The sequence below is a fragment of the Streptomyces sp. JH34 genome (assembly GCF_029428875.1).
Classification (GTDB): Bacteria; Actinomycetota; Actinomycetes; order Streptomycetales; family Streptomycetaceae; genus Streptomyces.
The window spans coordinates 6,100,442-6,125,018 of record NZ_JAJSOO010000001.1; the positions used below are offsets into that span (position 1 = coordinate 6,100,442).

26 protein-coding genes and 1 pseudogene are annotated in these 24,577 nt (G+C 71.8%); 19 read left to right on the forward strand and 8 right to left on the reverse strand.

Annotated features, from left to right (window positions below):
• Positions 1-6 precede the first annotated feature (6 nt).
• Positions 7-756 carry an SseB family protein gene (locus tag LWJ43_RS27405; protein ID WP_277334862.1) on the forward strand — a complete coding sequence of 250 codons (750 nt, stop codon included), beginning with the start codon at positions 7-9 and terminating at the stop codon, positions 754-756.
• Positions 757-821: 65 nt separating this feature from the next.
• On the opposite strand, the gene LWJ43_RS27410 is transcribed toward LWJ43_RS27405, so the two are convergent.
• On the reverse strand, positions 822-1,187 hold the full coding sequence (locus tag LWJ43_RS27410; protein ID WP_277334863.1) for a DUF1844 domain-containing protein: 366 nt from the start codon (positions 1,185-1,187) through the stop codon (positions 822-824).
• Positions 1,188-1,515: 328 nt separating this feature from the next.
• Between LWJ43_RS27410 and infC the strand changes: the two genes are divergently transcribed.
• From infC to LWJ43_RS27455, 9 genes are all read left to right on the forward strand, one after another.
• Positions 1,516-2,238, forward strand: coding sequence for a translation initiation factor IF-3 (infC, locus tag LWJ43_RS27415; protein WP_277336011.1), 723 nt, complete (start codon positions 1,516-1,518; stop codon positions 2,236-2,238).
• A 120-nt stretch (positions 2,239-2,358) separates the two neighbouring features.
• Positions 2,359-2,553, forward strand: coding sequence for a 50S ribosomal protein L35 (gene rpmI, locus LWJ43_RS27420; protein ID WP_030918579.1), 195 nt, complete (start codon positions 2,359-2,361; stop codon positions 2,551-2,553).
• A gap of 112 nt (positions 2,554-2,665) precedes the next feature.
• Positions 2,666-3,049: a 50S ribosomal protein L20 gene (gene rplT / locus LWJ43_RS27425; protein WP_003970214.1), complete on the forward strand. Its 384-nt coding sequence runs from the start codon at positions 2,666-2,668 to the stop codon at positions 3,047-3,049.
• A gap of 163 nt (positions 3,050-3,212) precedes the next feature.
• Positions 3,213-4,052 carry a TrmH family RNA methyltransferase gene (locus tag LWJ43_RS27430; RefSeq protein ID WP_277334864.1) on the forward strand — a complete coding sequence of 280 codons (840 nt, stop codon included), beginning with the start codon at positions 3,213-3,215 and terminating at the stop codon, positions 4,050-4,052.
• Positions 4,053-4,192: 140 nt separating this feature from the next.
• Positions 4,193-5,347 carry a sensor histidine kinase gene (locus LWJ43_RS27435; protein WP_277334865.1) on the forward strand — a complete coding sequence of 385 codons (1,155 nt, stop codon included), beginning with the start codon at positions 4,193-4,195 and terminating at the stop codon, positions 5,345-5,347.
• A 114-nt stretch (positions 5,348-5,461) separates the two neighbouring features.
• Entirely contained in the window at positions 5,462-6,601 is a 1,140-nt protein-coding gene (gene pheS / locus LWJ43_RS27440; protein WP_277334866.1) for a phenylalanine--tRNA ligase subunit alpha, read from the forward strand.
• Positions 6,601-9,111, forward strand: coding sequence for a phenylalanine--tRNA ligase subunit beta (gene pheT / locus LWJ43_RS27445; RefSeq protein WP_277334867.1), 2,511 nt, complete (start codon positions 6,601-6,603; stop codon positions 9,109-9,111). Before pheS ends, pheT begins: the two co-directional genes overlap by 1 nt.
• Before the next feature lie 358 nt (positions 9,112-9,469).
• The gene (locus LWJ43_RS27450) at positions 9,470-10,810 is read left to right on the forward strand and encodes a transcriptional regulator (RefSeq protein WP_277334868.1); all 1,341 of its coding nucleotides are present in this window, start codon (positions 9,470-9,472) and stop codon (positions 10,808-10,810) included.
• Positions 10,811-10,897: 87 nt separating this feature from the next.
• Entirely contained in the window at positions 10,898-11,428 is a 531-nt protein-coding gene (locus tag LWJ43_RS27455) for an NUDIX domain-containing protein (RefSeq protein WP_277334869.1), read from the forward strand.
• 101 nt (positions 11,429-11,529) lie between these two features.
• Here LWJ43_RS27455 and LWJ43_RS27460 read toward each other — a convergent pair whose 3' ends face one another.
• Complete coding sequence (locus LWJ43_RS27460; protein WP_277334870.1) at positions 11,530-12,387, reverse strand: aldo/keto reductase; 858 nt, start codon at positions 12,385-12,387, stop codon at positions 11,530-11,532.
• A complete protein-coding gene (locus LWJ43_RS27465; RefSeq protein WP_277334871.1) occupies positions 12,384-12,818 on the reverse strand; it encodes a cupin domain-containing protein in 435 nt (144 codons plus the stop codon). The genes LWJ43_RS27460 and LWJ43_RS27465 overlap by 4 nt, the downstream gene beginning before the upstream one ends.
• A 434-nt stretch (positions 12,819-13,252) precedes the next feature.
• Here LWJ43_RS27465 and LWJ43_RS27470 point away from each other — a divergent pair, with 434 nt between their 5' ends.
• The 4 genes and pseudogenes from LWJ43_RS27470 to LWJ43_RS32930 all read left to right on the forward strand — a co-directional run bounded on the left by LWJ43_RS27470 (position 13,253) and on the right by LWJ43_RS32930 (position 15,185).
• Positions 13,253-13,588 (forward strand): carboxymuconolactone decarboxylase family protein, encoded by a 336-nt coding sequence (locus tag LWJ43_RS27470; protein WP_277334872.1) that lies wholly within the window; start codon positions 13,253-13,255, stop codon positions 13,586-13,588.
• 222 nt (positions 13,589-13,810) lie between these two features.
• Positions 13,811-13,930 (forward strand): annotated as a pseudogene (locus LWJ43_RS27475) (thioesterase family protein); the annotation flags it as partial.
• A gap of 106 nt (positions 13,931-14,036) precedes the next feature.
• On the forward strand, positions 14,037-14,744 hold the full coding sequence (locus LWJ43_RS27480) for an AAA family ATPase (protein ID WP_277334873.1): 708 nt from the start codon (positions 14,037-14,039) through the stop codon (positions 14,742-14,744).
• A 246-nt stretch (positions 14,745-14,990) separates the two neighbouring features.
• A complete protein-coding gene (locus LWJ43_RS32930; RefSeq protein WP_346771998.1) occupies positions 14,991-15,185 on the forward strand; it encodes a hypothetical protein in 195 nt (64 codons plus the stop codon).
• A 23-nt stretch (positions 15,186-15,208) separates the two neighbouring features.
• Here LWJ43_RS32930 and LWJ43_RS27490 read toward each other — a convergent pair whose 3' ends face one another.
• Entirely contained in the window at positions 15,209-16,069 is an 861-nt protein-coding gene (locus LWJ43_RS27490) for a 3-hydroxybutyryl-CoA dehydrogenase (RefSeq protein WP_030124246.1), read from the reverse strand.
• A gap of 197 nt (positions 16,070-16,266) precedes the next feature.
• On the opposite strand from LWJ43_RS27490, the gene LWJ43_RS27495 reads away from it, so the two are divergent.
• The gene (locus LWJ43_RS27495) at positions 16,267-17,523 is read left to right on the forward strand and encodes a glycoside hydrolase family 10 protein (RefSeq protein WP_277334874.1); all 1,257 of its coding nucleotides are present in this window, start codon (positions 16,267-16,269) and stop codon (positions 17,521-17,523) included.
• A gap of 88 nt (positions 17,524-17,611) precedes the next feature.
• On the opposite strand, the gene LWJ43_RS27500 is transcribed toward LWJ43_RS27495, so the two are convergent.
• Positions 17,612-17,815, reverse strand: a complete 204-nt coding sequence (locus tag LWJ43_RS27500) for a DUF1918 domain-containing protein (RefSeq protein ID WP_277334875.1) — start codon at positions 17,813-17,815, stop codon at positions 17,612-17,614.
• A 42-nt stretch (positions 17,816-17,857) separates the two neighbouring features.
• Complete coding sequence (locus LWJ43_RS27505) at positions 17,858-18,829, reverse strand: DMT family transporter (protein ID WP_277334876.1); 972 nt, start codon at positions 18,827-18,829, stop codon at positions 17,858-17,860.
• On the opposite strand from LWJ43_RS27505, the gene LWJ43_RS27510 reads away from it, so the two are divergent.
• From LWJ43_RS27510 to LWJ43_RS27525, 4 genes are all read left to right on the forward strand, one after another.
• Entirely contained in the window at positions 18,828-20,288 is a 1,461-nt protein-coding gene (locus tag LWJ43_RS27510) for an aminotransferase-like domain-containing protein (RefSeq protein WP_277334877.1), read from the forward strand. The genes LWJ43_RS27505 and LWJ43_RS27510 overlap by 2 nt on opposite strands.
• On the forward strand, positions 20,285-20,722 hold the full coding sequence (locus LWJ43_RS27515; protein WP_277334878.1) for a GNAT family N-acetyltransferase: 438 nt from the start codon (positions 20,285-20,287) through the stop codon (positions 20,720-20,722). Before LWJ43_RS27510 ends, LWJ43_RS27515 begins: the two co-directional genes overlap by 4 nt.
• A gap of 68 nt (positions 20,723-20,790) precedes the next feature.
• Complete coding sequence (locus LWJ43_RS27520; protein WP_277334879.1) at positions 20,791-21,366, forward strand: histidine phosphatase family protein; 576 nt, start codon at positions 20,791-20,793, stop codon at positions 21,364-21,366.
• A 61-nt stretch (positions 21,367-21,427) separates the two neighbouring features.
• Positions 21,428-22,612 (forward strand): serine hydrolase domain-containing protein, encoded by a 1,185-nt coding sequence (locus LWJ43_RS27525; RefSeq protein WP_277334880.1) that lies wholly within the window; start codon positions 21,428-21,430, stop codon positions 22,610-22,612.
• 7 nt (positions 22,613-22,619) lie between these two features.
• On the opposite strand, the gene LWJ43_RS27530 is transcribed toward LWJ43_RS27525, so the two are convergent.
• Positions 22,620-23,288: a response regulator gene (locus tag LWJ43_RS27530; protein ID WP_277334881.1), complete on the reverse strand. Its 669-nt coding sequence runs from the start codon at positions 23,286-23,288 to the stop codon at positions 22,620-22,622.
• Complete coding sequence (locus tag LWJ43_RS27535) at positions 23,285-24,571, reverse strand: sensor histidine kinase (protein WP_277334882.1); 1,287 nt, start codon at positions 24,569-24,571, stop codon at positions 23,285-23,287. Before LWJ43_RS27535 ends, LWJ43_RS27530 begins: the two co-directional genes overlap by 4 nt.
• Between the last annotated feature and the right edge of the window lie 6 nt (positions 24,572-24,577).

A 24,577-nucleotide genomic window follows, 5' to 3' on the forward strand; every position in this document is an offset into this window, starting at 1 on the left:
CGTCGTGTGGCGCTCAAGAACATCCCGGACCCCGGTTTCTCCGACGACGACGGCACCGCCTCGCCCGAACTGACGGCGGCCCTCGCCGCCTGGGCCGAGGACCGGACGGCCGTCGGACCCGTCCTCGCGGCACTGCGCGACGCCCGGCTGCTCGTGCCGGTCGTCGCCGTGCTGGGCGAGCTCGAGGAGGACAGCGAGGCTCCTGGGGGACGGGGGGCCGGGCTGCGCCGCGAGAAGACGAGCGACATGGCGGTGCCGACGCTTCAGGCCGGCGACCGGCGCGCTCTGCCCGCCTTCACCTCCACCGCCTCGCTGGCCCGCTGGGACCCGCAGGCCCGCCCCGTCGCCGTACCCCTGCACCAGGCGCTGCAGGCCGCCGCACACGAGAAGGCGGACACGGTGGTGCTCGACCTCGCCGGGCCCGTCGCCTTCGAGCTGACCGGACCGGCGCTGCTGGCCCTGGCCGAGAACCGCGCCAGCGCCGACCCGCTCGACGACCCGGCCGTCGTCGGGGCGGTGCGGGAGGCCGTGGCCGCCGAGCCCGCGGTGCTGCGTGCCCACCTCGGCCCCGGCACGGCCGACGGCACCCTCGCACTGGTCCTCGCGCCGGACGCCGTGGTCGCGGAGGCCGCCCGCCGGATCGCCGACGCGCTCTCCGCCAGCGAGGTGCTGCGCGCCCGGCTGGTGCGCGGGATCGACCTGGCGCTGCTGCCGGCCGACGCCGAGGCTCCCGGCGCCCCCCTGTTCACCCGCTGACGCACGCGAGCCCGCCACCTGTGACAGGCGGCGGGCTCCTCGGGGCCGTGGTCCCGGCCGGAGGATCAGCCGTAGACCGGGCCGGTGTACTTCTCGCCCGGGCCATGGCCGGGCTCGTCCGGTACGAGCGAGGCCTCACGGAACGCCAGCTGCAGCGACTTCAGGCCGTCACGCAGCGGGGAGGCGTGGAACGTGCTGATCTCGGTCGCGCTCGCGTCGAGCAGTCCGGCCAGAGCGTGGACCAGCTTGCGGGCCTCGTCCAGGTCCTTGTGCTGCTCGCCCTCCTCGGTCAGGCCGAGCTTCACGGCTGCCGCGCTCATCAGATTGACGGCGACGGTCACGATCACCTCGACCGCGGGAACCTCCGCGATGTCGCGGGCCATGTCGTCGAAGCCGGGGTTCTCGGTGCTGGGGGTGGTCGCGTCGCTCATGCCCCACACGATAAGGCCCCGTCGACGCCGTCCTTCCTGCGGGAGCCGTCGAAGCAGCGGGTTCGCCGTACCCCCGGGGAGCTGCTAACCTTGTGTAACGACCGGCCGGACACCTATGTGACCGGCCCACAAGTGGAGGCTCCGATCTCCCACCTGACCGTCCTCCGGGACGGCGGGTCACCGGTCAGGTGGCAGCCATCGTTCCGTACGGACGATGGGGCCGCCCGATTGCGCCCCGCGGTTGCACGCGGCGGTGTTCCGGTATTTCCAGGAGCCCCGCCTGTGTCCCGTCCGGGGCATTTCTTGTTTCCCGGCTCGGTTGGTCTTTATCAAGAGACGTTACGCGGCTGTCCGCCAGGCGGTCGCGTGGTGCTACCGAGGAGGATCCATCAGCGCCGAGCCCCGCATCAACGACCGGATTCGCGTTCCCGAGGTGCGACTTGTCGGTCCCAGCGGCGAGCAGGTCGGGATTGTCCCGCTTGCCAAGGCCCTGGAGCTCGCACAGGAGTACGACCTCGACCTGGTCGAGGTGGCGGCGACAGCCCGTCCCCCCGTGTGCAAGCTCATGGACTACGGGAAGTTCAAGTACGAGTCGGCCATGAAGGCCCGTGAGGCGCGCAAGAACCAGGCGCACACGGTCATCAAGGAAATGAAGCTCCGGCCGAAGATCGACCCGCACGACTACGACACCAAGAAGGGTCACGTCGTCCGGTTCCTCAAGCAGGGGGACAAGGTCAAGATCACGATCATGTTCCGTGGTCGTGAGCAGTCCCGCCCCGAGCTGGGCTTCCGACTGCTCCAGCGTCTCGCTTCGGACGTCGAGGAACTCGGCTTCATCGAGTCGAACCCGAAGCAGGACGGCCGGAACATGATCATGGTTCTGGGCCCGCACAAGAAGAAGACCGAAGCCATGGCCGAGGCCCGCGAGGCCCAGGCCGCCCGCAAGGCGGAGCGTCAGGGACCGACCCCCGACGCCGAGCCCGAGGGTGAGACCGCTGAGGCCCCGGCCGCAGCGGCCGAGGCTCCGGCCGAGACACCTTCCGAGGCGTGACCTCCGGGGGCAGCCATCCAGGCGCCCCCGGGTCCCTCGGGAACCACCCAAAGATCTGACGCCCCTGCAGTCCGGTGCCCGCACCGTGAGGGGCGCCACTGACGAGGAGATAACGGCGCGATGCCGAAGAACAAGACGCACAGCGGTGCCAGCAAGCGCTTCAAGATCACCGGCTCCGGCAAGGTGCTGCGCGAGAAGGCCGGCAAGCGCCACCTGCTCGAGCACAAGTCGTCCAAGAAGACCCGCTCGCTGACCGGCACGGTCGTCGTGGCTCCGGCCGACGCCAAGAAGATCAAGAAGCTTCTCGGCAAGTGAGGCGCTGCCTCCGGTGACCCCGGAGGCGCCCTCGATCCGACCGGGACCTATTCGTTTCCGGGTCGGGTGAGTCTGACTTCCGACCACCCGGCCCCGCTGCAAGGAGTTAAAAGTGGCACGCGTCAAGCGGGCAGTAAACGCCCACAAGAAGCGCCGGGCGATCCTCGAGGCCGCCAGCGGTTACCGCGGTCAGCGTTCGCGCCTGTACCGCAAGGCCAAGGAGCAGGTCACCCACTCCCTGGTCTACAACTACAACGACCGCAAGAAGCGCAAGGGCGACTTCCGTCAGCTCTGGATCCAGCGCATCAACGCGGCCGCCCGCCAGAACGGCATGACGTACAACCGCCTCATCCAGGGTCTGAAGGCCGCCAACATCGAGGTGGACCGCAAGATCCTGGCCGAGCTCGCGGTCAACGACGCCAACGCGTTCGCCGCCCTCGTCGAGGTCGCCCAGAAGGCCCTCCCGAGCGACGTCAACGCCCCGAAGGCCGCCTGATCCAGGCCGCACTTCCAGGCGTCCCAGCGCTTTGAGCCGGACCCGCAGGCGCATGCCGTCTGCGGGTCCGGTGCGTTGCACCACGTGTCGCGTACGCAGTCAGCCGTACGCGGAGAAACGTACGCAGAGAAGCTGACTTACGCAGAGAGGCTCGCCGCCGACCATGGGCACCCCCGAACTGATCTCCGCGCGATCGCCGCGAATCGCCGCCGCACGCCGGCTGGCCAGGCGTAACTTCCGCGGCAAGGAGCGCAGGTTCATCGCCGAGGGGCCGCAGGCCGTGCGGGAGGCCGCCGCGCACCGGGGCGGCGACGGCGAGCCCACCCTCACCGAGCTCTTCGCCACCGTCGAGGCGGCCGACCGGTACGCCGACATCGTCGACGCCGCCCGTGCCGCCGGCGCCCGTGTGCACCTCGCGGACGGTGACGTGCTCGCCGACGTCTCGCAGACCGTCACGCCCCAGGGCCTGATCGGCGTCTGCCGCTTCCTGGACTCGCCCTTCGAGGAGATCCTCGCCGCGAAGCCCACCCTGGTCGCCGTCCTCGCCCACGTACGCGACCCGGGCAACGCGGGCACGGTGCTGCGCTGCGCCGACGCCGCCGGCGCGGACGCGGTCGTGCTCACCGACGCCTCCGTCGACCTCTACAACCCCAAGTCGGTCCGGGCCTCCGTCGGCTCGCTCTTCCACCTGCCGGTGGCCGTGGGCGTACCCGTGGAGGAGGCCGTGCGGGGACTCCGGGACGCCGGGGTGCGCATTCTGGCCGCCGACGGCGCGGGCGAGGACGACCTCGACGACGAGCTCGACGCCGGCACCATGGGCGGGCCCACCGCCTGGGTGTTCGGCAACGAGGCGTGGGGCCTCCCGGAGGAGACGCGCGCCCTCGCCGACGCCGTGGTCCGTGTCCCGATCCACGGCAAGGCCGAGAGCCTCAACCTCGCCACCGCCGCCGCCGTGTGCCTCTACGCCTCCGCACGGGCCCAGCGGCCGCGCGGCGCGCACTGATCCCCCGCGGCGCCCCACCGATCGATACGGGCCAGACCCCGCCGGTGCCCGCACGGAGGGTGTCGCCCGGCTGCTGACGCCTAGTAGGGTGACGAACTCGGGGGCCCACTGCACCGGTTCGAGAGGTGGGGTAAGGGAAGATGGCTGTCGGCATGAGCAGGCCGCGAGCGACACACACGGCCGCCGTGCGCGCCCTCTCCGACGAGGCCGGCGTGAGCCGGGCCGCCGGGGACCCCGCGACGGGCATCGACCCGGACGACCTGCCCGACGGTCTCGTCGTCGCCGACGAGAGCGGCGAGGTCATCTGCTTCAACGCGGCAGCCGCCCGGATCACCGCCACGTCCCGGGAGTCCGCGCTCGGCACCTCCATCGACCGCGCACTGCCCCTCGAGGACCTCAAGGGCCGCCGCTGGTGGGAGCTGACCGACCCCTACGGCGGGCTCGCCACCCGGGTCGGCCAGCCGGAGCGCAACCTGCTGCTCCCCGGTGGCCGCGAGGTCCTGGTCTCCGCCCGGTACGTCCGTGAGAGCCCCACCGGCCCCCTCAGGCGCCTCGTCGTGTCCCTGCGCGGCACCGAGGCACGCCGCCGCACCGAGCTCAGCCACGCCGAGCTGATCGCCACCGTCGCCCACGAGCTGCGCTCCCCGCTGACCTCGGTCAAGGGCTTCACCGCCACGCTCCTGGCCAAGTGGGAACGCTTCACCGACGACCAGAAGCGCCTGATGCTGGAGACCGTCGACGCCGACGCCAACCGCGTCACCCGGCTGATCGCCGAGCTGCTCGACATTTCCAGGATCGACTCCGGCCGCCTCGAGCTGCGCCGCCAGCCCGTGGACATCTCGGCCGCCGTCGAGCGCCACGTCCAGGCGCTCGTCGCGACCGGCCAGGCCCCCGACCGCTTCCTGGTCCGCACCCGGCAGCCGCTGCCCGCACTGTGGGCGGATCCGGACAAGGTCGACCAGGTGCTCGGCAACCTCCTGGAAAACGCGGTGCGCCACGGCGAGGGAACCGTCATCATCGAGATCGCCCCTGCGCCCGCACCGGCGAAGAACGACGAGAGCGGAACGGCAGTCACCGTGAGCGACGAAGGTCCCGGTATCCCCGAGGAGTCGATGGGCCGCGTCTTCACCCGCTTCTGGCGGGGCAGCAAGCGCGGCGGCACCGGCCTGGGCCTGTACATCGTCAAGGGCATCGTCGAGGCCCACGGCGGGACCATCACGGTCGACCGTGCACCCGGCGGCGGCGCCGAATTCCGATTTATCCTGCCCGTGAGCGCGCCCGCCTACCTGGCGTGAGCGGCCCACGGGCCTCCCCGCCCCCCGGCGGCCCGTAGACTCGACTTTTGGCACCTTTGCGTCCTCAGTCGTCGAACCATGGTCGCCACCAGCCAATCGGAAGCACGGGAAGAGATGTCGGCACCGAACAAGTCGTACGACCCAGTCGAGGTCGAGGCACTGAAACCGGAAGAGATCGAGCGCATGCGGGACGAGGCGTTCGCCGCCTTCGCCGCCGCCGGCGACCTCGACGCGCTCGCCCAGGCGAAGACCGCGCACACCGGCGGTACCTCGCCCCTGTCGCTCGCCAACCGCGAGATCGGCGCCCTGCCGCCGCAGGCCAAGGCCGAGGCGGGCAAGCGCGTGGGCCAGGCCCGCGGCGCCGTCTCCAAGGCGCTGGCCGCCCGCCAGACCGAGCTGGAGGCCGAGCGTGACGCCCGGGTGCTGGTCGAGGAGGCGGTGGACGTCACCCTGCCCTACGACCGCACCCCGGCCGGCGCGCGCCACCCCCTGACGACCATCATGGAGCGCGTCGCCGACGTCTTCGTCGCCATGGGCTACGAAATCGCCGAGGGGCCCGAGGTCGAGGCGGAGTGGTTCAACTTCGACGCCCTGAACTTCGTCCCGGACCACCCGGCGCGGCAGATGCAGGACACCTTCTTCGTCCAGGGCACCAGGCCCGACGGGAAGCCGACCGAGGGCGACGAGTCCGGTGTCGTGCTGCGTACGCACACTTCGCCCGTCCAGGCCCGTTCGCTGCTCAGCCGCAAGCCCCCCGTCTACGTGGTCTGCCCCGGCAGGGTCTACCGCACCGACGAGCTCGACGCCACGCACACCCCGGTCTTCCACCAGATCGAGCTGCTCGCGGTCGACGAGGGCCTCACCATGGCCGACCTCAAGGGCACCCTCGACCACATGGTCCAGGCGCTCTTCGGCCCGGACATGAAGACCCGGCTGCGGCCGAACTTCTTCCCGTTCACCGAGCCGTCCGCCGAGATGGACATGGTCTGCTACGTCTGCCGCGGCGAGTCCGTCGGCAACCCGGACCGCCCCTGCCGCACCTGCGGCAGCGAGGGCTGGATCGAGCTCGGCGGCTGCGGCATGGTCAACCCGAAGGTGCTCGTCGCCTGCGGTGTGGACCCCGAGAAGTACAGCGGATTCGCCTTCGGGTTCGGCATCGAGCGGATGCTGATGTTCCGCCACAACGTAGAGGACATGCGAGACATGGTCGAGGGTGACGTCCGGTTCACCCGGCCGTTCGGGATGGAGATCTGATGCGCGTCCCGCTTTCCTGGCTGCGGGAATACGTCGACCTGCCGGCGACGGAGACCGGCCGCGACGTACAGGCCAAGCTCGTCTCCGTCGGCCTCGAGGTCGAGACCGTCGAGCAGACCGGCGCCGGGCTCAAGGGCCCGCTGGTCGTCGGACAGGTCCTGACCATCGAGGAGCTGGAGGGCTTCAAGAAGCCCATCCGCTTCTGCACCGTCGACGTCGGCACCGCCAACGGCACCGGCGAACCGCAGGAGATCGTCTGCGGCGCCAGCAACTTCGCCGTCGGCGACAAGGTCGTCGTGGTCCTCCCGGGCGCCGTGCTGCCCGGTGACTTCGCGATCGCCGCGCGCAAGACGTACGGCAAGACCTCGCACGGCATGATCTGCTCCACCGACGAGCTCGGCATGGGCGACGACGGCACGCACGGCATCATCGTGCTGCCGCCCGAGTACGAGCCCGGCACCGACGCGATCGAGCTCCTGGAGCTCGTCGACGAGGTCCTCGACATCGCCGTGACCCCGGACCGCGGCTACTGCCTCTCGATGCGCGGGGTCGCCCGCGAGACCGCCATCGCGTACGGGCTGCCGCTGCGCGACCCGGCGCTCCTGGACGTGCCCCCGCCCAACGCGCACGGCTACCCCGTGAAGGTGTCCGACCCGATCGGGTGCGGCAACTTCACCGCGCGCACGGTCACGGGCCTGCAGCCCGAGGCACGCTCCCCGATCTGGATGCAGCGCAGGCTGCAGAAGGCCGGTATGCGCACGGTCTCGCTGGCCGTGGACATCACCAACTACGTGATGCTCGAGCTCGGGCAGCCGCTCCACGCCTACGACCGCACCCGCGTCCAGGGCCCGATCGGTGTGCGCCGCGCCCAGCAGGGCGAGAAGCTCACCACGCTCGACGGTGCCAAGCGCGTCCTGGACGCCCAGGACCTGGTCATCACCGACGACCGCGGGCCGATCGGCCTCGCGGGTGTCATGGGCGGCGCCGACACCGAGATCGCCGACGCGGCCGAGAGCGCGGGGACCACCGAGGTCGTCATCGAGGCCGCGCACTTCGACGCGATCGCCATCGCCCGGACCGCGCGCCGCCACAAGCTGAGCTCGGAGGCGTCCAAGCGCTTCGAGCGCGGCGTCGACCCGCAGGCCGCCGCCGCTGCCGCGCAGCGCACGGTCGACCTGCTGGTCCTCCTCGCGGGCGGCACGGCCGAGGCCGGCGTCACGGAGATCACCGCCCCGTCCGCACCCCGCACCATCGCGATGCCGGCGAACCACCCCGACCGGGTGGCCGGTGTCGCGTACGGCCGCGAGACCGTCGTACGCCGACTCCAGCAGGTCGGCTGCGACGTCTACGGGCAGGACGAGCTGATCGTCACGGTGCCGTCCTGGCGCCCCGACCTCGCCGAGCCGAACGACCTGGCCGAAGAGGTCATCCGGCTGGAGGGTTACGAGAACCTCCCGTCCACCCTGCCGACGCCGCCGTCCGGACGCGGACTCACCGACCGCCAGCGGCTGCACCGCCGCGTCGGCCGGGCGCTGGCCGGCTCCGGTTACGTGGAGGCGCTCAGCTACCCGTTCATCGGTGACGCCGTCCTGGACCAGCTCGGTCTGGAGAAGGACGACGCGCGACGCCGCACGGTCACCCTCGTCAACCCGATCTCCGACGAGGAGCCCGCGCTGCGCACCACGCTGCTGCCGGGCCTGCTCGGCGCACTGCGGCGCAACGACGGCCGGGGCAGCCACGACCTGGCGCTCTTCGAGACAGGGCTGGTCTTCAGGCCCACCGGTGAGGAGACCGAAGCCGTACGGCTGCCCGTCGACCGCCGTCCCACCGACGAGGAGATCGCCGGTCTGGACGCTGCGCTCCCGCGTCAGCCGCGCCGCGCCGCCGTCGTCCTCGCTGGTGCCCGCGAGCAGGCCGGCTGGTGGGGCAAGGGCCGTCCCTCCGACTGGGCGGACTCCGTCGAGGCGGCGCGCGTCATCGCCCGCGAGGCGGGCGTCGAGGTCACGGTCCGCGCCGACAGGCACGCACCGTGGCACCCCGGCCGCTGCGCCGCGCTGTACGTCACCGTCGACGGCGTGGAGACCCTCTTCGGACACGCGGGCGAACTGCACCCGCGCGTCGTCAAGGAGCTCCACCTGCCCGAGCGGACCTGCGCCATGGAGGTCGAGCTCGACGTCCTGGAGCAGGCCGTCGACGGCGCGCTCCAGGCGCCCCGCATCTCCACCTTCCCGGTGGCCACCCAGGACGTCGCACTCGTCGTCGACTCGGGTGTGCCCTCCGACGCCGTGGAGAAGGCGCTCCGCGAGGGTGCCGGAGAGCTGCTCGAATCGCTGCGGCTGTTCGACGTCTTCACCGGTGAGCAGATCGGCGAGGGCAAGAAGTCCCTGGCGTACGCGCTGCGGTTCCGTGCCCCGGACCGCACGCTGACCGTGGAGGAGGCCTCCGCGGCCCGCGACACCGCGGTCGCCCTGGCCGGCGAGCGCACCGGCGCGGTGCTGCGCGGCGCGTAGCCACCGAAGGCAGTGAGGAGGGGCGTATCCGGCCACCGGATACGCCCCTCCTGTTCTCGCGGGACGGCCGAGGGACCGCGGACGGTCACCGCTGCCATCGGGACAGCGGGCCGTGCGATCCGGCGCCGCCCGCCCTGCCACGGAGTGTCGGGCAGGCCGGCAGGACGAACGGCGCGGGGCGGGTCGTCGAACTGTACGAGGGGGAGCCGACGACCCGGCCGCCTCTTGCGAGGCACTTATTCAAGCGAGCGGCGTACCGGCGCGACAGAGCGCACAGCAGGACGGTTCGGGCATTCCGTTCACACCCCGTGTGAATCGTGCTCCACTAGGCTCATTGCGACACGCACATGGGGGGGCAATGGAGCCCAACGTCCTGCTCGAATCCCTGATCGGCGAGGCGGGTGTGTCCCGCGCGGGGCTCGCCGGTCATGTCAACCAGGCCGGCCGTGCCCGCGGGCTGTGCCTGCGCTACGAGCACACCGCCGTGGCCCGCTGGCTCAAGGGCCAGCGCCCGCGCGGTCAGGTCCCGGACCTGATCTGTGAAGTCCTCGCCCGCCGGCTGGACCGGCCCGTCGCGCTGGACGACATCGGCATGGGCGTCACCGGGACGCACACGGCGCCCCGAGGCACGGGTCTCTCCGGGTTCGTCGAGCACGCGACCGCCCTGTGGCGATCGGACGAGCAGCAGCGCCCGCACCTCGCCACCACGCCCGCCGTCTCCGGCACCACGGCCGTGATGCCGGTCTGGGAGTGGGAGAACCCTCCCGAGGACGCCGATGTCTCCCGCCCCGGACCGCCCAGCGTGAGCATGGCCGACATAGCGATGCTCCGCGCGGCCCGCGCCCACTACGAGCAGATGTACCGCAAGGCCGGCGGCATCGCGACGAAGTCGCGCATCGTCGGCTTCCTCAACGCCGAGACGGCCCCGCTCCTGCGCGGCCGGTACAGCGACGCCACGGGCCGCCGGCTCCACCGTGCGGCCGCCGGTCTGGTGGCCGTCGCGGGCATCTGCGCCTACGACTCCGACGCCCATGGGCTCGCCCAGCGCTATTTCCACCAGGCCCTGCGCCTGGCCAAGGCCGGCGGGGACCGCGGGCTCGGCGCCTACGTGATCGCCCTGCTGGTCAACCAGTCGCTGCACCTGGCCGAGTTCCGCCGGTCCGTGGCCTTCGCCGAGGCGGCACTGAGAGCGGCAGGCCCGCACATCACCCCGGCGCTGGCCACCGACCTCCACGCGATGCAGGCGAAGGCCTACGCGGAACTCGGTGACCACCGGGGCGCCCTGGAGTGCATCGGCCGCGCCGAGACCGAGGCCGGCCGGATCGGCAGCGGGGCCGAGCCGGACGAGACCGGGTACGTCCAGCCCGGACTCGTCAACATCCAGGTCGCAGAGGCGCTGCTGAGTCTCGGGGACCTCGCCGGTGCCAGGGAGCACGCGGCGGCGGCCGTACGCGCCCCGGCGCACGATCGCGGGACCGTGCACCGGCTCGCCACGCTGACCCGCGTCGAACTGCTCCAGGGAGAGGCGGACAGAGCGGCCCGCACGGCTTCGGAGATGGCGGAACGCGCCCGCGGGATGGAGTCCCAGCGGCTCCGGGACCGGCTGCGCTCCGTGCGGGAGCATCTGGCCGCGAGCGGCAGTGCCGACGCCGAAGCGGCGGCCGGGCTCATCGAGGGGGCGCTGCGCGTGCCCCTGTGAGCCTCGTCCCAGGAGCCTTCACGCGTTCCCCTGTGGCGCCGACCCTGCTCCGATATTGCCATCGACCAGTCGGAAGGTGGCAGAACTGTGCAGTGGACGAACTTAAACGAACAGACCGTGTATGAGAATCGCTGGTTCCGGGTCAATCTGGCGGACGTCGTCCTCCCCGACGGCCGCCATCTGGACCACTTCCTCATCCGGCTCCGGGCCGTCGCCGCGGCCACCGTCGTCAACGAGGCCAACGAGGTGCTGCTCCTGTGGCGGCACCGGTTCATCACCGACAGCTGGGGCTGGGAACTCGCGGCGGGCGTGGTCGAGGACGGCGAGGACATCGCCGCCGCGGCGGCACGGGAGATGGAGGAGGAGACGGGCTGGCGTCCCGGCGCACTGCGTCCCCTGATGACCGTGGAACCGGCCAACGGACTGGTCGACGCCCGGCACCACCTCTTCTGGTCCAGGGAGGCGACGTACACCGGTCATCCCGCGGACGACTTCGAGTCCTCGCGCCGCGAGTGGGTCCCGCTCAAGCTCGTGCCGGACATGATAGCGCGCGGTGAGGTACCGGCGGCGAACATGGCGGCCGGTCTGCTGATGCTGCATCACATGCATCTGGGGTGAGGGCTCGTCGCTCCGCGGCGGACGGGCCGGGCGAGTTGCCCGGCCCGCCCGCCGCGGAGGCGGGGGATGGCCGTCCGCCGCCGACCGGCACTCGTCCGGACTCACTTACCGCTGTAGACGGGGAACTCGCTGTGTTCGCCGTAGTCCACGTCGCGCAGGCCTCGCAGGGCTTCCATGTCCTGCCGGGAGATCTCGAAGTCGACCTCGGCGTTGGAGCGCATGTGTTCGGGATTCGCTGTCTTGGGCAGCGAGACCGTGCCCAGTTGCAGGGTGTAGCGGATGCACAGCTGCGGGACGGATACGCCGTACTTCTCTGCCATCGCCTGGACCTCGGCGTTCTGCAGGATCGCTCCGTGCGCGATGGGCGAGTAGGCCTCGACGAGGATCTGCCTGCCCTCGCAGTAGTCCAGGAGCGCCGAGGGGGTGTTGCCGGCGTGGACGAGCAGCTGGTTCACGTGCGGCACGACGGTCGCGCCCCGCAGGATGTTCTCGATGTCCTGCTGCTGGAAGTTGGACACCCCGATGGAGCGGATCCTGTCGGCCTGCAGCGCCTCTTCCAGCGCGCGCCAAGCGTCGCGGTTGCCCTCGGCGTAGTCGCCGCCGCGGAAGTCGTTCCACGGCTGCGGGCTGTGGATGAGCATCAGGTCGATGTACTCGGTCCCGAGTTTCTCCAGTGACTCGTCGATCGCGTCGACCGCCCGGTCGTAGTCCTTGATCTCCGCCGCGAGTTTGGTCGAGACGAACAGCTGGTCGCGGGGCACGCCGGCCGTGCGCACACCCTCACCGACGCCGCGCTCATTGCCGTAGGCCTGTGCGGTGTCGATGTTGCGGTAGCCGATCTCCACGGCTGCGCGGACCGCCTCGGCCGCCTGGTCGTCGTCGATGAACCAGGTGCCGAGCCCCAGCTTGGGGATTCCGACGCCGTTGGACAGCGTGTAGGTCTCGTTCAGGATGGTCATGCGTTCGCTCCGTTCTCGGGCAGCTCGCCGTACGCCTTGTCGGTGACGGGCTCGAGCCATTCGTTGCTGACCCCTTCGCCAGGGGTGATGAAAGCGACGTGGGAGAACCACGAGTCGGCCTTCGCGCCGTGCCAGTGCTTCGTGCCCGCCGGAACACGGACCACCGTTCCGGGCTCCATGCTGACGGGCTTCTCGCCCTCGGCCTGGTACCAGCCGCTGCCGGCCGTGCACAGCAGGATCTGGTCACCGCCGCCGCCCGTCCCGTGGTGGATGTGCCAGTTGTTGCGGCAGCCCGGCTCGAAGGAGACGTTGCTGACGGGCACGCTCCCCGAGGCGAGCGGAGCCAGGTAACTCTGGCCGGTGAAGTACTGCGCGAAGGCGTCGTTCCTCTCTCCGAGCGGGAAGATCTGTTCGAATCCGTGGACAGTCATTTCGTTCTTTCCTTCTGTTCCGGTGCACCCCCGGGTGCGGGTGCGGCAGCGGTGCCATCGCTCCAGCCGGCCAGGCTGCGCGGCATCCCTGGCGGTCGACGTAGGCCAGGTGCTCGGTGTTGTGGCGACCGCCGCCGACGCCGGACCGCTGGGCAAGGCAGTCGAGGCCGGCGAGCCACGCTGCGGTGTCCGGTGTCCGGAGACCGTCAGACGGGCCCGCCCGGGAGCGAGGTTCGCTCCACGGGACATGAGGGACTCCCGTGCTTCGCTCCTGGCGTCCATGCGTTCCACGCTACGGCGCGGAGCCCCTGCGAGGGATGCCCTGTCAGTACGTCCCTCACCGGGGACTTCCTCGCTCCGCAGGTGCGGCGATGTCATTGGTGTCGCACCTTCGGAGAGCGACCGACGGACGTCGACGCAGGTAGGGAGAGATCATGGCTGAGAACACAGGCACCGGATGGACCGGCGGGAAGGATGCCTTCGGCGGCTTCGCCCCGGGGATGGTCCATTACACCGACAGGGTCCTCTTCGACGAGGTCTGGGAGCGTGAGGGCCTGTCCAAGCGGGACAGGAGCCTCGTCACCATCTCCGCTCTGACCGCGCTGGGGAAGATGGACCAGCTGCAGTTCCACCTCGGCTTCGCCCGCCGGAACGGCGTCACCGACGAGGAGCTGCGGGAGGCCCTTCTGCACTTGGCGTTCTACTCCGGCTGGCCCAACGGCATGGGAGCGACGAGCGTGCTGAAGAGCATCGTCGAGGATCAGGGCTGAACATGCCCCCGGGCGCGACCGCCGGGTCGGCCGGACGGTCGGCGACGGCATCCCTGCCTGCCGCTCCAGCACGATGGGCGACGGCGACATCGTTCGCGAGCACGCTCGCGGGAGTCGGGGCCGCACGCGGCCCTGACCTCGAGTACGGACCCCGCCGGGCCCGGCGGCGTGAGCGCCGGGCCCGCGGACGGCGGTCGGTCGTACGGGTGGAAGCCCGAACCGGTACGGGGAGAGACGATCCGCCCCGGCCGCACCATGGAACTGCTCGAAGTCGTAGCCCTCATCGCGGGCCGCCCCGTGGTGCGGGCCCGCACCTGGCTCCTGGCGCCCGGAGACGCCACCCGGCAGATCCTCACCGTCCGCCCGCTGTGGCCCCAGGAAAGGAGAGGCCGGCCACGCGTCGCCGTGTTCACGAGAACGCTTCCGGGCGCCCTGAGAGACTCGCCCTATGATCATCGAACGTGTGTACGCAGATAGGGCCTCGCACGACCGGTCCGAGTGGCCGTGGTCCTTGCCCTGTGTGAGCCAACTGCTGGACGACGGGCTGCGGATCACCGCGCCGGTGACGTTCCTCGTCGGCGAGAACGGAACGGGGAAGTCGACTCTGGTGGAGGCCGTCGCCGAGGGCTTCGGTCTGGATTCCTGGGGTGGTTCGCATGACTGGCGTTACGCGAGTCATCGGCCCAAGTCGGTGCTGGGTGAGCGGATCCGCCTCGACGCGACTGCGTACGGGCGGCGCATGATGGGCAGTTGGTCAGCCCGTAAGGGGTTCTTCCTGCGCGCCGAGACCGCACTGGACGCCCTGGACCGGGAGGGTTTCGCGCCTGATTCCGTCAGCCACGGCGAGGGCTTCCTTGCGGCGTTCCGGGGAAAGTTCTTCCAGCCGGGGCTGTATGTGATGGACGAGCCGGAGGCCGCGCTGTCGTTCTCCTCGTGCCTGGAACTGCTCGGTCATGTCGAGCAACTGGTGAAGAACGGTGGTCAGGTCATCTGTGCCACCCACTCGCCGCTCCTGACCGCTCTCCCCGGTGCCGACATCGTGGAGATCGGCGAGCACGGTATGCGTCGCGTGGCCTGGAGCGACCTCGCTCTGGTCGATCACTGGCGCCGTTACCTCGCTGACCCGCATTCCTATCTGCGGCATGTCCTCGACTGAGCGGACGCTCCCGGAACGCTCGCCGGGCCACAGTTTCCGGTCAGTGCCGGCTGCCTGCCGACCACAGAGCCTCGTCCCGGCGGCGCAGGCCCGCCGGGGTGGCAGACGCGGGATGCGCTTCATGATCTTGCCGGGTGACGCTGTAGGGGGCGATACGGCGGCAGGACAGACGGGTGGCCCCGCGAAGTGGGGGGCGAGGGTCCGGACCCCGGGCAGGAAGCGGGCGACGAAGATGGCCCGGCCTCCGTGCCGGTCCATCAGCCGCTCCGCCTGCCGCCGGGCAACGGGCGGAACACGGCGTCCGATACGACCGGTACGCAGACGTGTGCCGAGGAGTTGGCCGGTGCGGTGGGCGAGGAGATCACCTGCGACCACGGCGGAGGCGGCCGTGGCGACGACGAGAGGGAAGCTGATTTCGCCCCTGCGGGCCCGGCGGCGTGAGCGCCGGGCCCGCAGGCGGGCGGTCAGTCGTACGGGTAGAAGCCCGAGCCCGTCTTGCGGCCGAGCCGGCCCGCGTCGACCATCCGCTGGAGCAGCGGGGGAGCGGCGTACAGGGGCTCCTTGTACTCCGCGTACATGGAGTCTGCGACCGAGGCGACCGTGTCCAGGCCGATCAGGTCGGCGAGCTTGAGCGGGCCCATCGGGTGCGCGCAGCCCATCTCCATGCCGTTGTCGATGTCCTCGCGGCTGGCGATGCCCGACTCGAACATCCGGATCGCCGAGAGCAGGTACGGGATCAGCAGGGCGTTCACGACGAAGCCCGAACGGTCCTGGGCGCGGATCGCGTGCTTGTCCAGGACGTTCTGCACGACTGCTTCGGCGCGCTTTATGGTCTCGTCGGACGTCGTCAGCGCCGGGATCAGCTCGACGAGGCGCTGCACCGGGGCCGGGTTGAAGAAGTGGATTCCGATGACCTGGTCGGGCCGGGAGGTCGCGACGGCCAGCTTCACCAGCGGGATGGAGGAGGTGTTCGAGGCGAGGATCGCGTCCGGCCGCGTCACGACCTGGTCGAGCACCTGGAAGATCTCGGTCTTGACCTGCTCGTTCTCGACGACGGCCTCGATCACCAGATCGCGGTCGGCGAACTCGCCGAGGTCGGTGGTGAAGCTGAGGCGGGCGAGGGTCTCGTCGCGCTCCTCCACGGTGATCTTGCCGCGTTCGGCGGCCTTGGAGAGGGAGTTGTGCAGCCGGGTACGCCCTATCTCCAGAGCCTCGCCGGTGGTCTCGGCCACCTTGACCTCGAGGCCGCTGCGGGCACACACCTCCGCGATGCCTGCGCCCATTTGGCCACAGCCGACCACTCCGACGCGTGCAATGTCGGCCATAGAGTCCGTCACCTCGTGCCTTTCGCTGATCTTCGTGCGGCAGTTCCCGTTTGATTCCGGTGCCCGCCTCGACCCCACGACGTTACTCCGCGATCCGGTTCACCGGAGCTGCGGGTCGTGCGGTCCGGGGGCGGACATGATCTGTGTCACGCACTGCCGACGTGACACATGGGAATCGGGAAACGAAAGGTATACAGATGCGTCGTACGGGCCGGAGGTCGTTGGTGTTGGGCGCGGCGGGCGTGGTCGCCGCGATGATGACGGCGGGTGATGCCGTCGCGGCACGCATGCCCCTCCCGCGGCCGCACCGGGGCGGCAGGGCGGACGGGGGCGAGATGCGCGGGGTGTGGGTCGCCACGGTCGCCAACCTGGACTGGCCGTCGGCGCCGGGGCTGAGCGCCGCGGCGCAGAAGGCGGAGCTGATCGCCCACCTGGACCGTGCGGTCGCACTCCGGCTGAACGCCGTGGTCCTCCAGGTCCGGCCCGGCGCCGACGCCCTGTGGCCCTCGTCGTACGAGCCGTGGGCCCAGTGCCTCACCGGCGTACAGGGGAAGGACCCGGGCTGGGACCCGCTGGGCACGGCGGTCACCGAGGCGCACGCGCGCGGTCTGGAGCTGCACGCATGGTTCAACCCGTACCGGGTCGCGAACCACACCGACCCGTCCCGTCTGGTGGCCTCCCACCCCGCGCGGCTGCACCCGGACTGGGTCCTGCCGTACGGCGGGAAGCTGTACTACAACCCGGGCCTGCCGGAGGTCCGGAAGTTCGTCCAGGACGCGATGCTCGACGCGGTGAGCCGTTACCCCGTCGACGCGGTGCACTGGGACGACTACTTCTACCCGTATCCGGTGGCGGGCCAGGTCTTCGACGACGACGACGCGTACGAGAGGTACGGCCAGGACTTCGCGAGCAAGGCGGCCTGGCGCCGGGACAACACCGACCGGCTGGTGCGCGAGACGGCCGAGCGGATCAAGGAGGTCAGGAGCGGCGTCCGTCTCGGGATCAGCCCCTTCGCGGTGTGGCGCAACGCCTCCACCGACCCGCTCGGCTCCGACACCGCCGCCGGTGTGCAGACCTACGACGACCTGCACGCCGACACCCGCAAGTGGGTGAAGGAGGGGTGGATCGACTACATCTGTCCGCAGGTCTACTGGCACATCGGCTTCGCGGCGGCCGACTACGCGAAGCTCGTGTCCTGGTGGGCCGCGGCGGTCCGGGGAACCGGCGTCGGCCTCTACGTCGGGGAAGCCCTGTACAAGGCGGGCGACCCGGCCCAGCCCGCCGCCTGGCAGGACCCGGCCGAACTCTCCCGGCACCTCGACCTCGCCGCCGGCCACCCGGAAGTGGGAGGCCACGTCTACTTCTCGGCGAAGCAGGTCAAGGCCGACCCCGTCGGCGCCATGGCCCGGGTGGTCGCCGACCACTACCAGGTGCGCGCCCGTGCGCCTCGCTGAGGGCCGGTGACCCGCCGGGTCTCTCCCGGTCCGGCGGAAGCGGGACGCGTACGCCGGGGACCACTCGTGCCCCCGGCGTACGCGCGCTCTATCGTTCCCGTTCCTCGGGGGCGGTGTGCTGGACGACGCTGTCGGGGCCCGGGGACCTGATCGACTCGTGCCCGTCCTCGAAGCGCAGACGGTACGGGGGACTGCCCCCGTCGCCGAGCACCTCGATGATCTCTGCGACCCGGTCGTGCTGACCCACGGTCCTGCCGTGCGTCAGCAGCCGGTCGCCCGCGTGTGCCTCCATCGGGAGTGACCTCCTCACGGGTGGCGGTCCATGTCGACAAGTCTATGACCGTACGGGCGTGTCGGCTCTCGTACGGCGGGAGACCCGGCTCCCCGCGCGCTGGGTGACCGCGATGCACACCAGGACGGCCACGGCCGCCGCCGGGGCCGCCCCGGACACCTCCTCGCCGAGCACGAGGAACGACCAGACCAGGGTGAGCAGCGGCTGCGCCAGCTGGAGCTGACTGGCCCGCGGGACTCCGATCTCCGCCATGCCCCGGTACCAGACGTAGAGCCCGAGGAAGGTCGATCCGGCGGCCACCCAGACCAGCCCGACGATCCCGTGCGCCGTGAGGTGCACCGGCTCCAAGGGCAGCGCCACCACCGCGCCGGCCACCGCGAGCGGCAGGGCGAGGACCAGGGCCCAGCCGATCACCTGCCAGCCGGGCATCGCTCCGGCCAGCCTGCCGCCCTCGGTGTATCCCGCCGCGCAGACCAGCAGGGCTCCGAAGAGGTACAGATCACCGCCCGAGACCTCCCCGCCGCTCTGCTGGACCGTGAAGGCCATCACGACGGCCGCCCCCGTCAGTGCGGCGGCCCAGAAGGCGCGCGGCGGGCGCGAGCCGGTGCGCAGAGCCGAGAGGAGCGCGGTCGTCAGCGGCAGCAGCCCGACCACGACGGCCGCGTGCGAGCTCGTGGAGGTCTGGAGGGCCAGCGAGGTCAGCAAGGGGAAGCCCACCACCACGCCACCGGCGACGACCGCCAGGCCTGCCCAGTGGCGGCGCTCCGGCACCGGTACCCGGCCCGCGAGCAGGGCGCAACCGGCGATCAGCGCGGCGAGCACGCCGCGCAGCGCGACCAGGGACCAGGGGCCGAAGCTCTCCAGGCCCCACACGGTCGAGGGGAAGGTCAGGGAGAAGGCGAGCACGCCGAGCCCGGCGAGGACGACGCCGCTCCCGGGGCCGCGGCGTGCCACCGAGGGCGGGGCGTCGACTGCTATTGCGGGTTGGCCGATAGCGCTATTCTTCGCTGTCATGCATGAGCGTAGCAGCGTGTCCGAACTGGTGAGTTCTCTGAGGGGTGAGCTCAACCGCTACTCGGCAGGTGAGAAGCTGCCGTCGAGTCGCGCGCTCGTCGAGCGTTTCAGGGTCAGCCCGGTCACGGTCTCCCGGGCCGTCTCGCAGCTCGTCTCCGAAGGCCTGGTCGTCACCCGGCCCGGCTCCGGAGCCTTCCGGGCCGAGACGGCCGGCGCCGCCCCGGCGCCGGGCGACACCTCGTGGCAGGAGGTCTCGCTCAGCGGGGGCGGCGGCCCCGAGGTCGTGCCGCGCACCGTCGACGCCTCCGGTGTCCTGGTCACCCTCGCCGCACCGCCCCCCGGGGTGATCGAGTTCAACGGCGGCTACCTCCATCCCGGCCTCCAGCCCGAGCGGGCCATGGCCGCCGCCCTGGCCCGGGCCGGGCGCCGGCCGGGGGCGTGGGGGAGGCCGCCCACCGACGGGCTGGGAGAGCTGCGCGCCTGGTTCGCCCGCGAGATCGGCGGCACGCTCACCGGGTCCGACGTTCTGATCACAGCGGGCGGCCAGAGCGCGCTGGCCACCGCGCTGCGCGCACTCGCCCCGCCGGGAGCCCCCGTCCTCGTCGAATCGCCCACCTACCCGGGCATGCTGGCCGCCGCCCGTGCCACGGGGCTGCGGCCGGTCCCCGTGCCGGTCGACGCCGACGGGGTCCGGCCCGACCTGCTGGAGGCAGCCTTCCGCGCCACCGGGGCCAGGGTCTTCGTCTGTCAGCCGCTCTTCCAGAACCCGACCGGGGTGGTCCTCGCCGCGGACCGGCGCGCACGGATCGTGCGGGCCGCCCGGGAAGCGGGAGCCTTCGTCGTCGAGGACGACTTCGCCCGCCGTCTCGTCCACGCGGACGCCGGCCCGCTGCCCGAGCCGCTCGCGGCCCACGACCCGGACGGTGTCGTCGTCCATGTGCGCTCCCTCACCAAGATCACGTCACCGAGCCTCCGTGTCGGGGCCCTGGCCGCCCGGGGGCCCGTCCTGGAACGGCTGCGCGCCATCCAGGTCGTCGACAGCTTCTTCGTCCCGCGCCCCGTCCAGGAGGCCGCACTCGAACTCGTCGGCTCCCCGTCCTGGGAGCGTCATCTCCGTACCGTGGCCGCCGAGCTCGGCGGCCGGCGCACCGCGATGACGGCGGCGGTGCGCACCACGCTCCCCGAACTCGCCCTGCCGCACGTGCCGTCGGGCGGCGGCAGCATCTGGCTCAGGCTCCCCGGCCCGGTGGCGGGCGAACCCGCCCTCGTCGCCGCCGCCCTGCGGGCCGGGGTGGCCGTCGCACCCGGCCGCCCGTACCACTGTGCCGAACCGCCCGCCGCACACGTGAGGCTGAGCTTCGCGGCCGTGTCGGGCGCCGCCGAGATCGCCGAGGGGGTGCGCAGGCTGCGCGCAGCGCTGGACGAGCTGCCCGCGCCGGGCGATAGCCTCCGCGGGTGAACGACGACGACACCGCCGAGCGGCACTACGAGATCTCCGACGACCCCACGCGACTGGACGTGGCCCGAGTCCACCGCTGGCTGTCCACGGATGCCTACTGGGCCCTCGGGCGAACCCGGGAGCACCAGGAACGCATGATCGCCGGCTCGCGCAACTTCGGTGCGTACGAACGGAGTTCGGGCGGACAGGCCGCCTACGCCCGCGTGGTGACCGACCACGCCTCCTTCGCGTGGATATGCGACGTGTACGTGGACCACGCGGCCCGCGGTCACGGCCTCGGCACCCGGCTCGTCAGCACGGTGCGGGACGAGCTGGCCCCGCTCGGCGTACGCAGGTTCCTGCTGGCAACCGAGGACGCCCACGGGGTGTACGCGAAGCTCGGTTTCACGCCACTCCCCGAGCCGGGCATGTGGATGTCCCTCCAGGTGGGCTGAGACCCGGTCAACGCGCTTTCCGTCCCGCCCTCTTGACCGGCGGGGCGGCCGGCCCCACGATCGCGCCCATGAGTGTTCGGGTGTCCCTGGTCGCCGCAGCACGCAGCTCCGCCCTTCTCGCCGAGCGTTTCGACGACGACCGGCCGCTCGACCACGAGGGCTGGCGCGAGGTGCAGCTCGCCGCCCACACCCTCGTCCGGCTCGGCGCCGCCGAACTGCGCTACTGCTCACCGACGCCCCGCAGCCGCGCCACCGGTGACGCCCTCGGCTTCGCCCCGCTCGTCCAGCCCGCGCTGCGCGACTGCGACATGGGCCGCTGGCGGGGGCTGACCCTCTCCGAGGTCGCCGCACGCGAACCGGCCGGTGTGGACGCCTGGCTCGCCGATCCGCGCTCCGCACCGCACGGCGGCGAATCCCTGCTCGCCTTCATCACCCGGGTCGGCGGCTGGCTCGACACCAGGCCGGTCCAGGACGGCGCCCTCGTCGCCGTCGCCGAACCCGCCGTCGTCCGTGCGGCCCTGGTCTACGCCCTCAAGGCCCCGCCGTCGACGTACTGGAACGTCGACGTCCGCCCGCTCTCCGCCGTGACGATCACCGGACTGCCCGGCCGGTGGAGCCTCAGTCTCGAAGCCGTGCCCCGTTGACCGGATCACCCGGTCGAAGGAACGGGCGTACGGTGCCTTCCCGCCAGTCCGACCAGTCGGTATGGTGCGTGGCACCGAGACGAGGAGAGAGCCCGTGCCGCACATCCAAGGTCACTGCGACGACCGGTTCGCCGCGGTACGTGACGCGTTCGCGGCGAACTTCGCCGAGCGCGACGAGGTGGGCGCGGCGGTCACCGTCCTGCTCGACGGGCGCCCGGTGGTGGATCTCTGGGGCGGCTGGGCCGACGGGGCGCGGACCCGGCCGTGGGAGCGGGACACCGTCGTCAACGTCTGGTCCACGACGAAGGGCCCGACTGCGCTCTGCGCCCACATCCTCGCCGACCGAGGACTTCTCGACCTGGACGCCCCGGTCGCCGCGTACTGGCCCGAATTCGCCGCCGGGGGCAAGGAGTCCGTGCGTGTCCGCCACCTGCTCTCGCACCGCTCGGGCGTCTCCGGTCTGCGTGACCCGCACACCCTGGCCGAGCTCTACGACTGGGAGCTGACCACCGCCCGCCTCGCCGCCACCGAGCCCTGGTGGGAGCCGGGCACCCGCTCGGGGTACCACGCGATCTCCTACGGCTTCCTGGTCGGCGAGGTCGTCCGCAGGATCACCGGACTGCTGCCCGGGGAGTTCCTGCGCCAGGAGGTCACCGGACCGCTCGGGATCGACTTCACGGTGGGCCTCCCGGAGAAGGACGCGGGCCGGGTCGCCGAACTGGTCCAGCCCAAGGACGTCTCCCGCGAACAGGCCGCCCTCTTCGCCCGGATGGAGCCGGTGGCCGTCGCCTCGCTGCTCAACCCGGTCACGGGCACCGCGGCCGCCAACACCCCGGAGTGGCGGGCCGCCGAGATCCCCGCCGCCAACGGCCACGGCACAGCCCGCGCGGTCGCCGCCCTCTACGGCATCCTCGCCGGGCGCGGCAGCCTCGACGGCAGCCGGATCCTGTCCGAGGAGGCCGCCGAGCGGGTCCGCGAGGGACAGGGCAGCTGCCGGGACCTGGTGCTGGGGGCGGGCTTCGCCCACGAGACCGAGCTGGGACTCGGCCTCTGGCTGAGCGGCGCCAACGGCTCGTACGGCCCCAATCCGCGCGCCGTCGGCCATGACGGTGCGGGCGGCTCCTGCGGCCTCGCCGACCCGGAGGCCGGCATCGCCCTCGGCTACGTCATGAACCGCATGGGCCCGCACATCGCCGACGACCCGCGCAAGATGGCGCTGGTCGACGCGGTGTACGGCGCCCTGTGAGCGGCGGTCAGTAGCCGGCCGGGCGCACCAGCCCCGACTCGTACGCGAACACCGCGGCCTGCGTCCGGTCGCGCAGGCCCAGCTTCACCAGGATCCGGCTCACATGGGTCTTCACGGTCTGCTCCGCCACCACCAGGCGCACCGCGATCTCCGCGTTCGACAGGCCCTGTGCGATCAGCGAGAGCACCTCGGTCTCGCGTTCGGTGAGATCGCCGACGCGCTCCCTGCTGGGGGCGCGCGGGCCGGAGCTGACCCGGGAGAACTCGGCGATCAGCCGCTTCGTGATGTTCGGGGCGAGCAGCGCGTCCCCCGCCGCCACCACCCGCACGGCCTGCGCGAGTTCGGCGGCGGAGGCGTCCTTCAGCAGGAACCCGGAGGCGCCCGCGCGCAGCGCCTCGTAGACGTACTCGTCGAGGTCGAAGGTGGTCAGCACGAGGACCCGGACGGTGGTGCCGGGTGCCTCGATGAGCCGCCGGGTGGCGTCGATGCCGCCGAGCCGGGGCATCCGTATGTCCATCAGCACGACGTCGGGGGTGAGCTCGGCCGCCTTGGCCAGCGCGTCCAGGCCGTCCACCGCCTGGCCGACGACCTCGATGCCGGGCTCGGCGTCCAGCAGCACGGTGAAGCCCTGACGCACCATCATCTGGTCGTCGGCGATGAGCACGCGGATGGTCATGCGGGGTCCTCCAGGGTGAGCGTCGCCACGACTTCGTAACCCCCGCCGGGGGTGCGTCCGTGGGTGAGATCGCCGCCCAGCATGGTGACGCGTTCCCGCATGCCGAGCAGCCCGTGCCCGACCCCGCCCGCCGGCACCGGTGCCCGGTCGGGGGCGGAGTTGGTGACCCGGACCGTGACGGCGGTGGAGTGGTAGCCGACCTCCACCCGGGCGCTCGCTCCGGGGGCGTGCCGCATGACGTTGCTGAGCGCTTCCTGCACGATGCGGAACGCCGAGAGCTCCACGCCCGGAGGGAGAGGCCTGGGCGTGCCCGTCGTCTCCCTCGTGACGGCGACGCCGGCGCCCCGCACCGTGCCGACCAACTCGTCGAGCCGGTCCAGGGTGGGCTGCGGGGCGTGCCGCAGCCCGTCTGCCGCCGCGTCCTCCGACCGCAGCACACCGAGGACCCTGCGCAGCTCGGCCAGCGCCTCCACGGCGTTCTCCCGTATGCCGGCGAGGTTCTCCCTGAGCTCGACCGACGGGTTCTCGACCAGATGAGGGGCCACCTGGGCCTGGATGGAGATCACCGACATGTGGTGGGCGACCACGTCGTGCAGCTCCCGGGCGATCCGGTTGCGCTCCTCCAGGAGGGTGCGCCGGGCCCGCTCCTCCTCGGTCTGCTCCGACTGGACGACGAGCTGACCACGGGCCACCTTCAGGGCGCGCAGCGCCGCCCCGATCACCACGGCCGTGATGACGACCGACGCGCCGACGTCCAGGGAGTAGTTGTGGGCCCTGGTGGTGAAGCCGCTGGACACCAGTCCCGCCAGCAGGCTCAGCGCGAGCGCGAGGACGGCCCTGCGCGGCTGGACCCGCAGCGTCAGCAGGAAGAGCGCCCCGCTCTGCAACGCCATCTCGGGACCCGACCAGGGGAACATGTCGCCGGGCGCCGTCGTGGGCTCGGCGATGCGCACGCTGACGATCATCAGGACCAGCGAGACCCACCAGGCGTGCAGCGGCCGCCACAGACCGGCCAACAGCGCCAGGGCCTGGCACACGACGAGGAGCACCACGTACTCCGGCACGGCCGCACCGAGAGGGACCAGGTCGGGCACGTGCCACACGGAGACGAACGCCGCCCCGAGCGTCAGCAGCAGTCCGAACGCGGGCCGCCAGACCGGTGAGCCGGGCGTGCCCGCGGGCGGCACCGGATCGACGGGCGAGGTCCACAGATCCTCGCGCAGCATGTGCGGCAGCCCGCGCAGCACTCCCACGACCCGGCCCCAGGCCCCCGCCCCCGTCATGCCCCT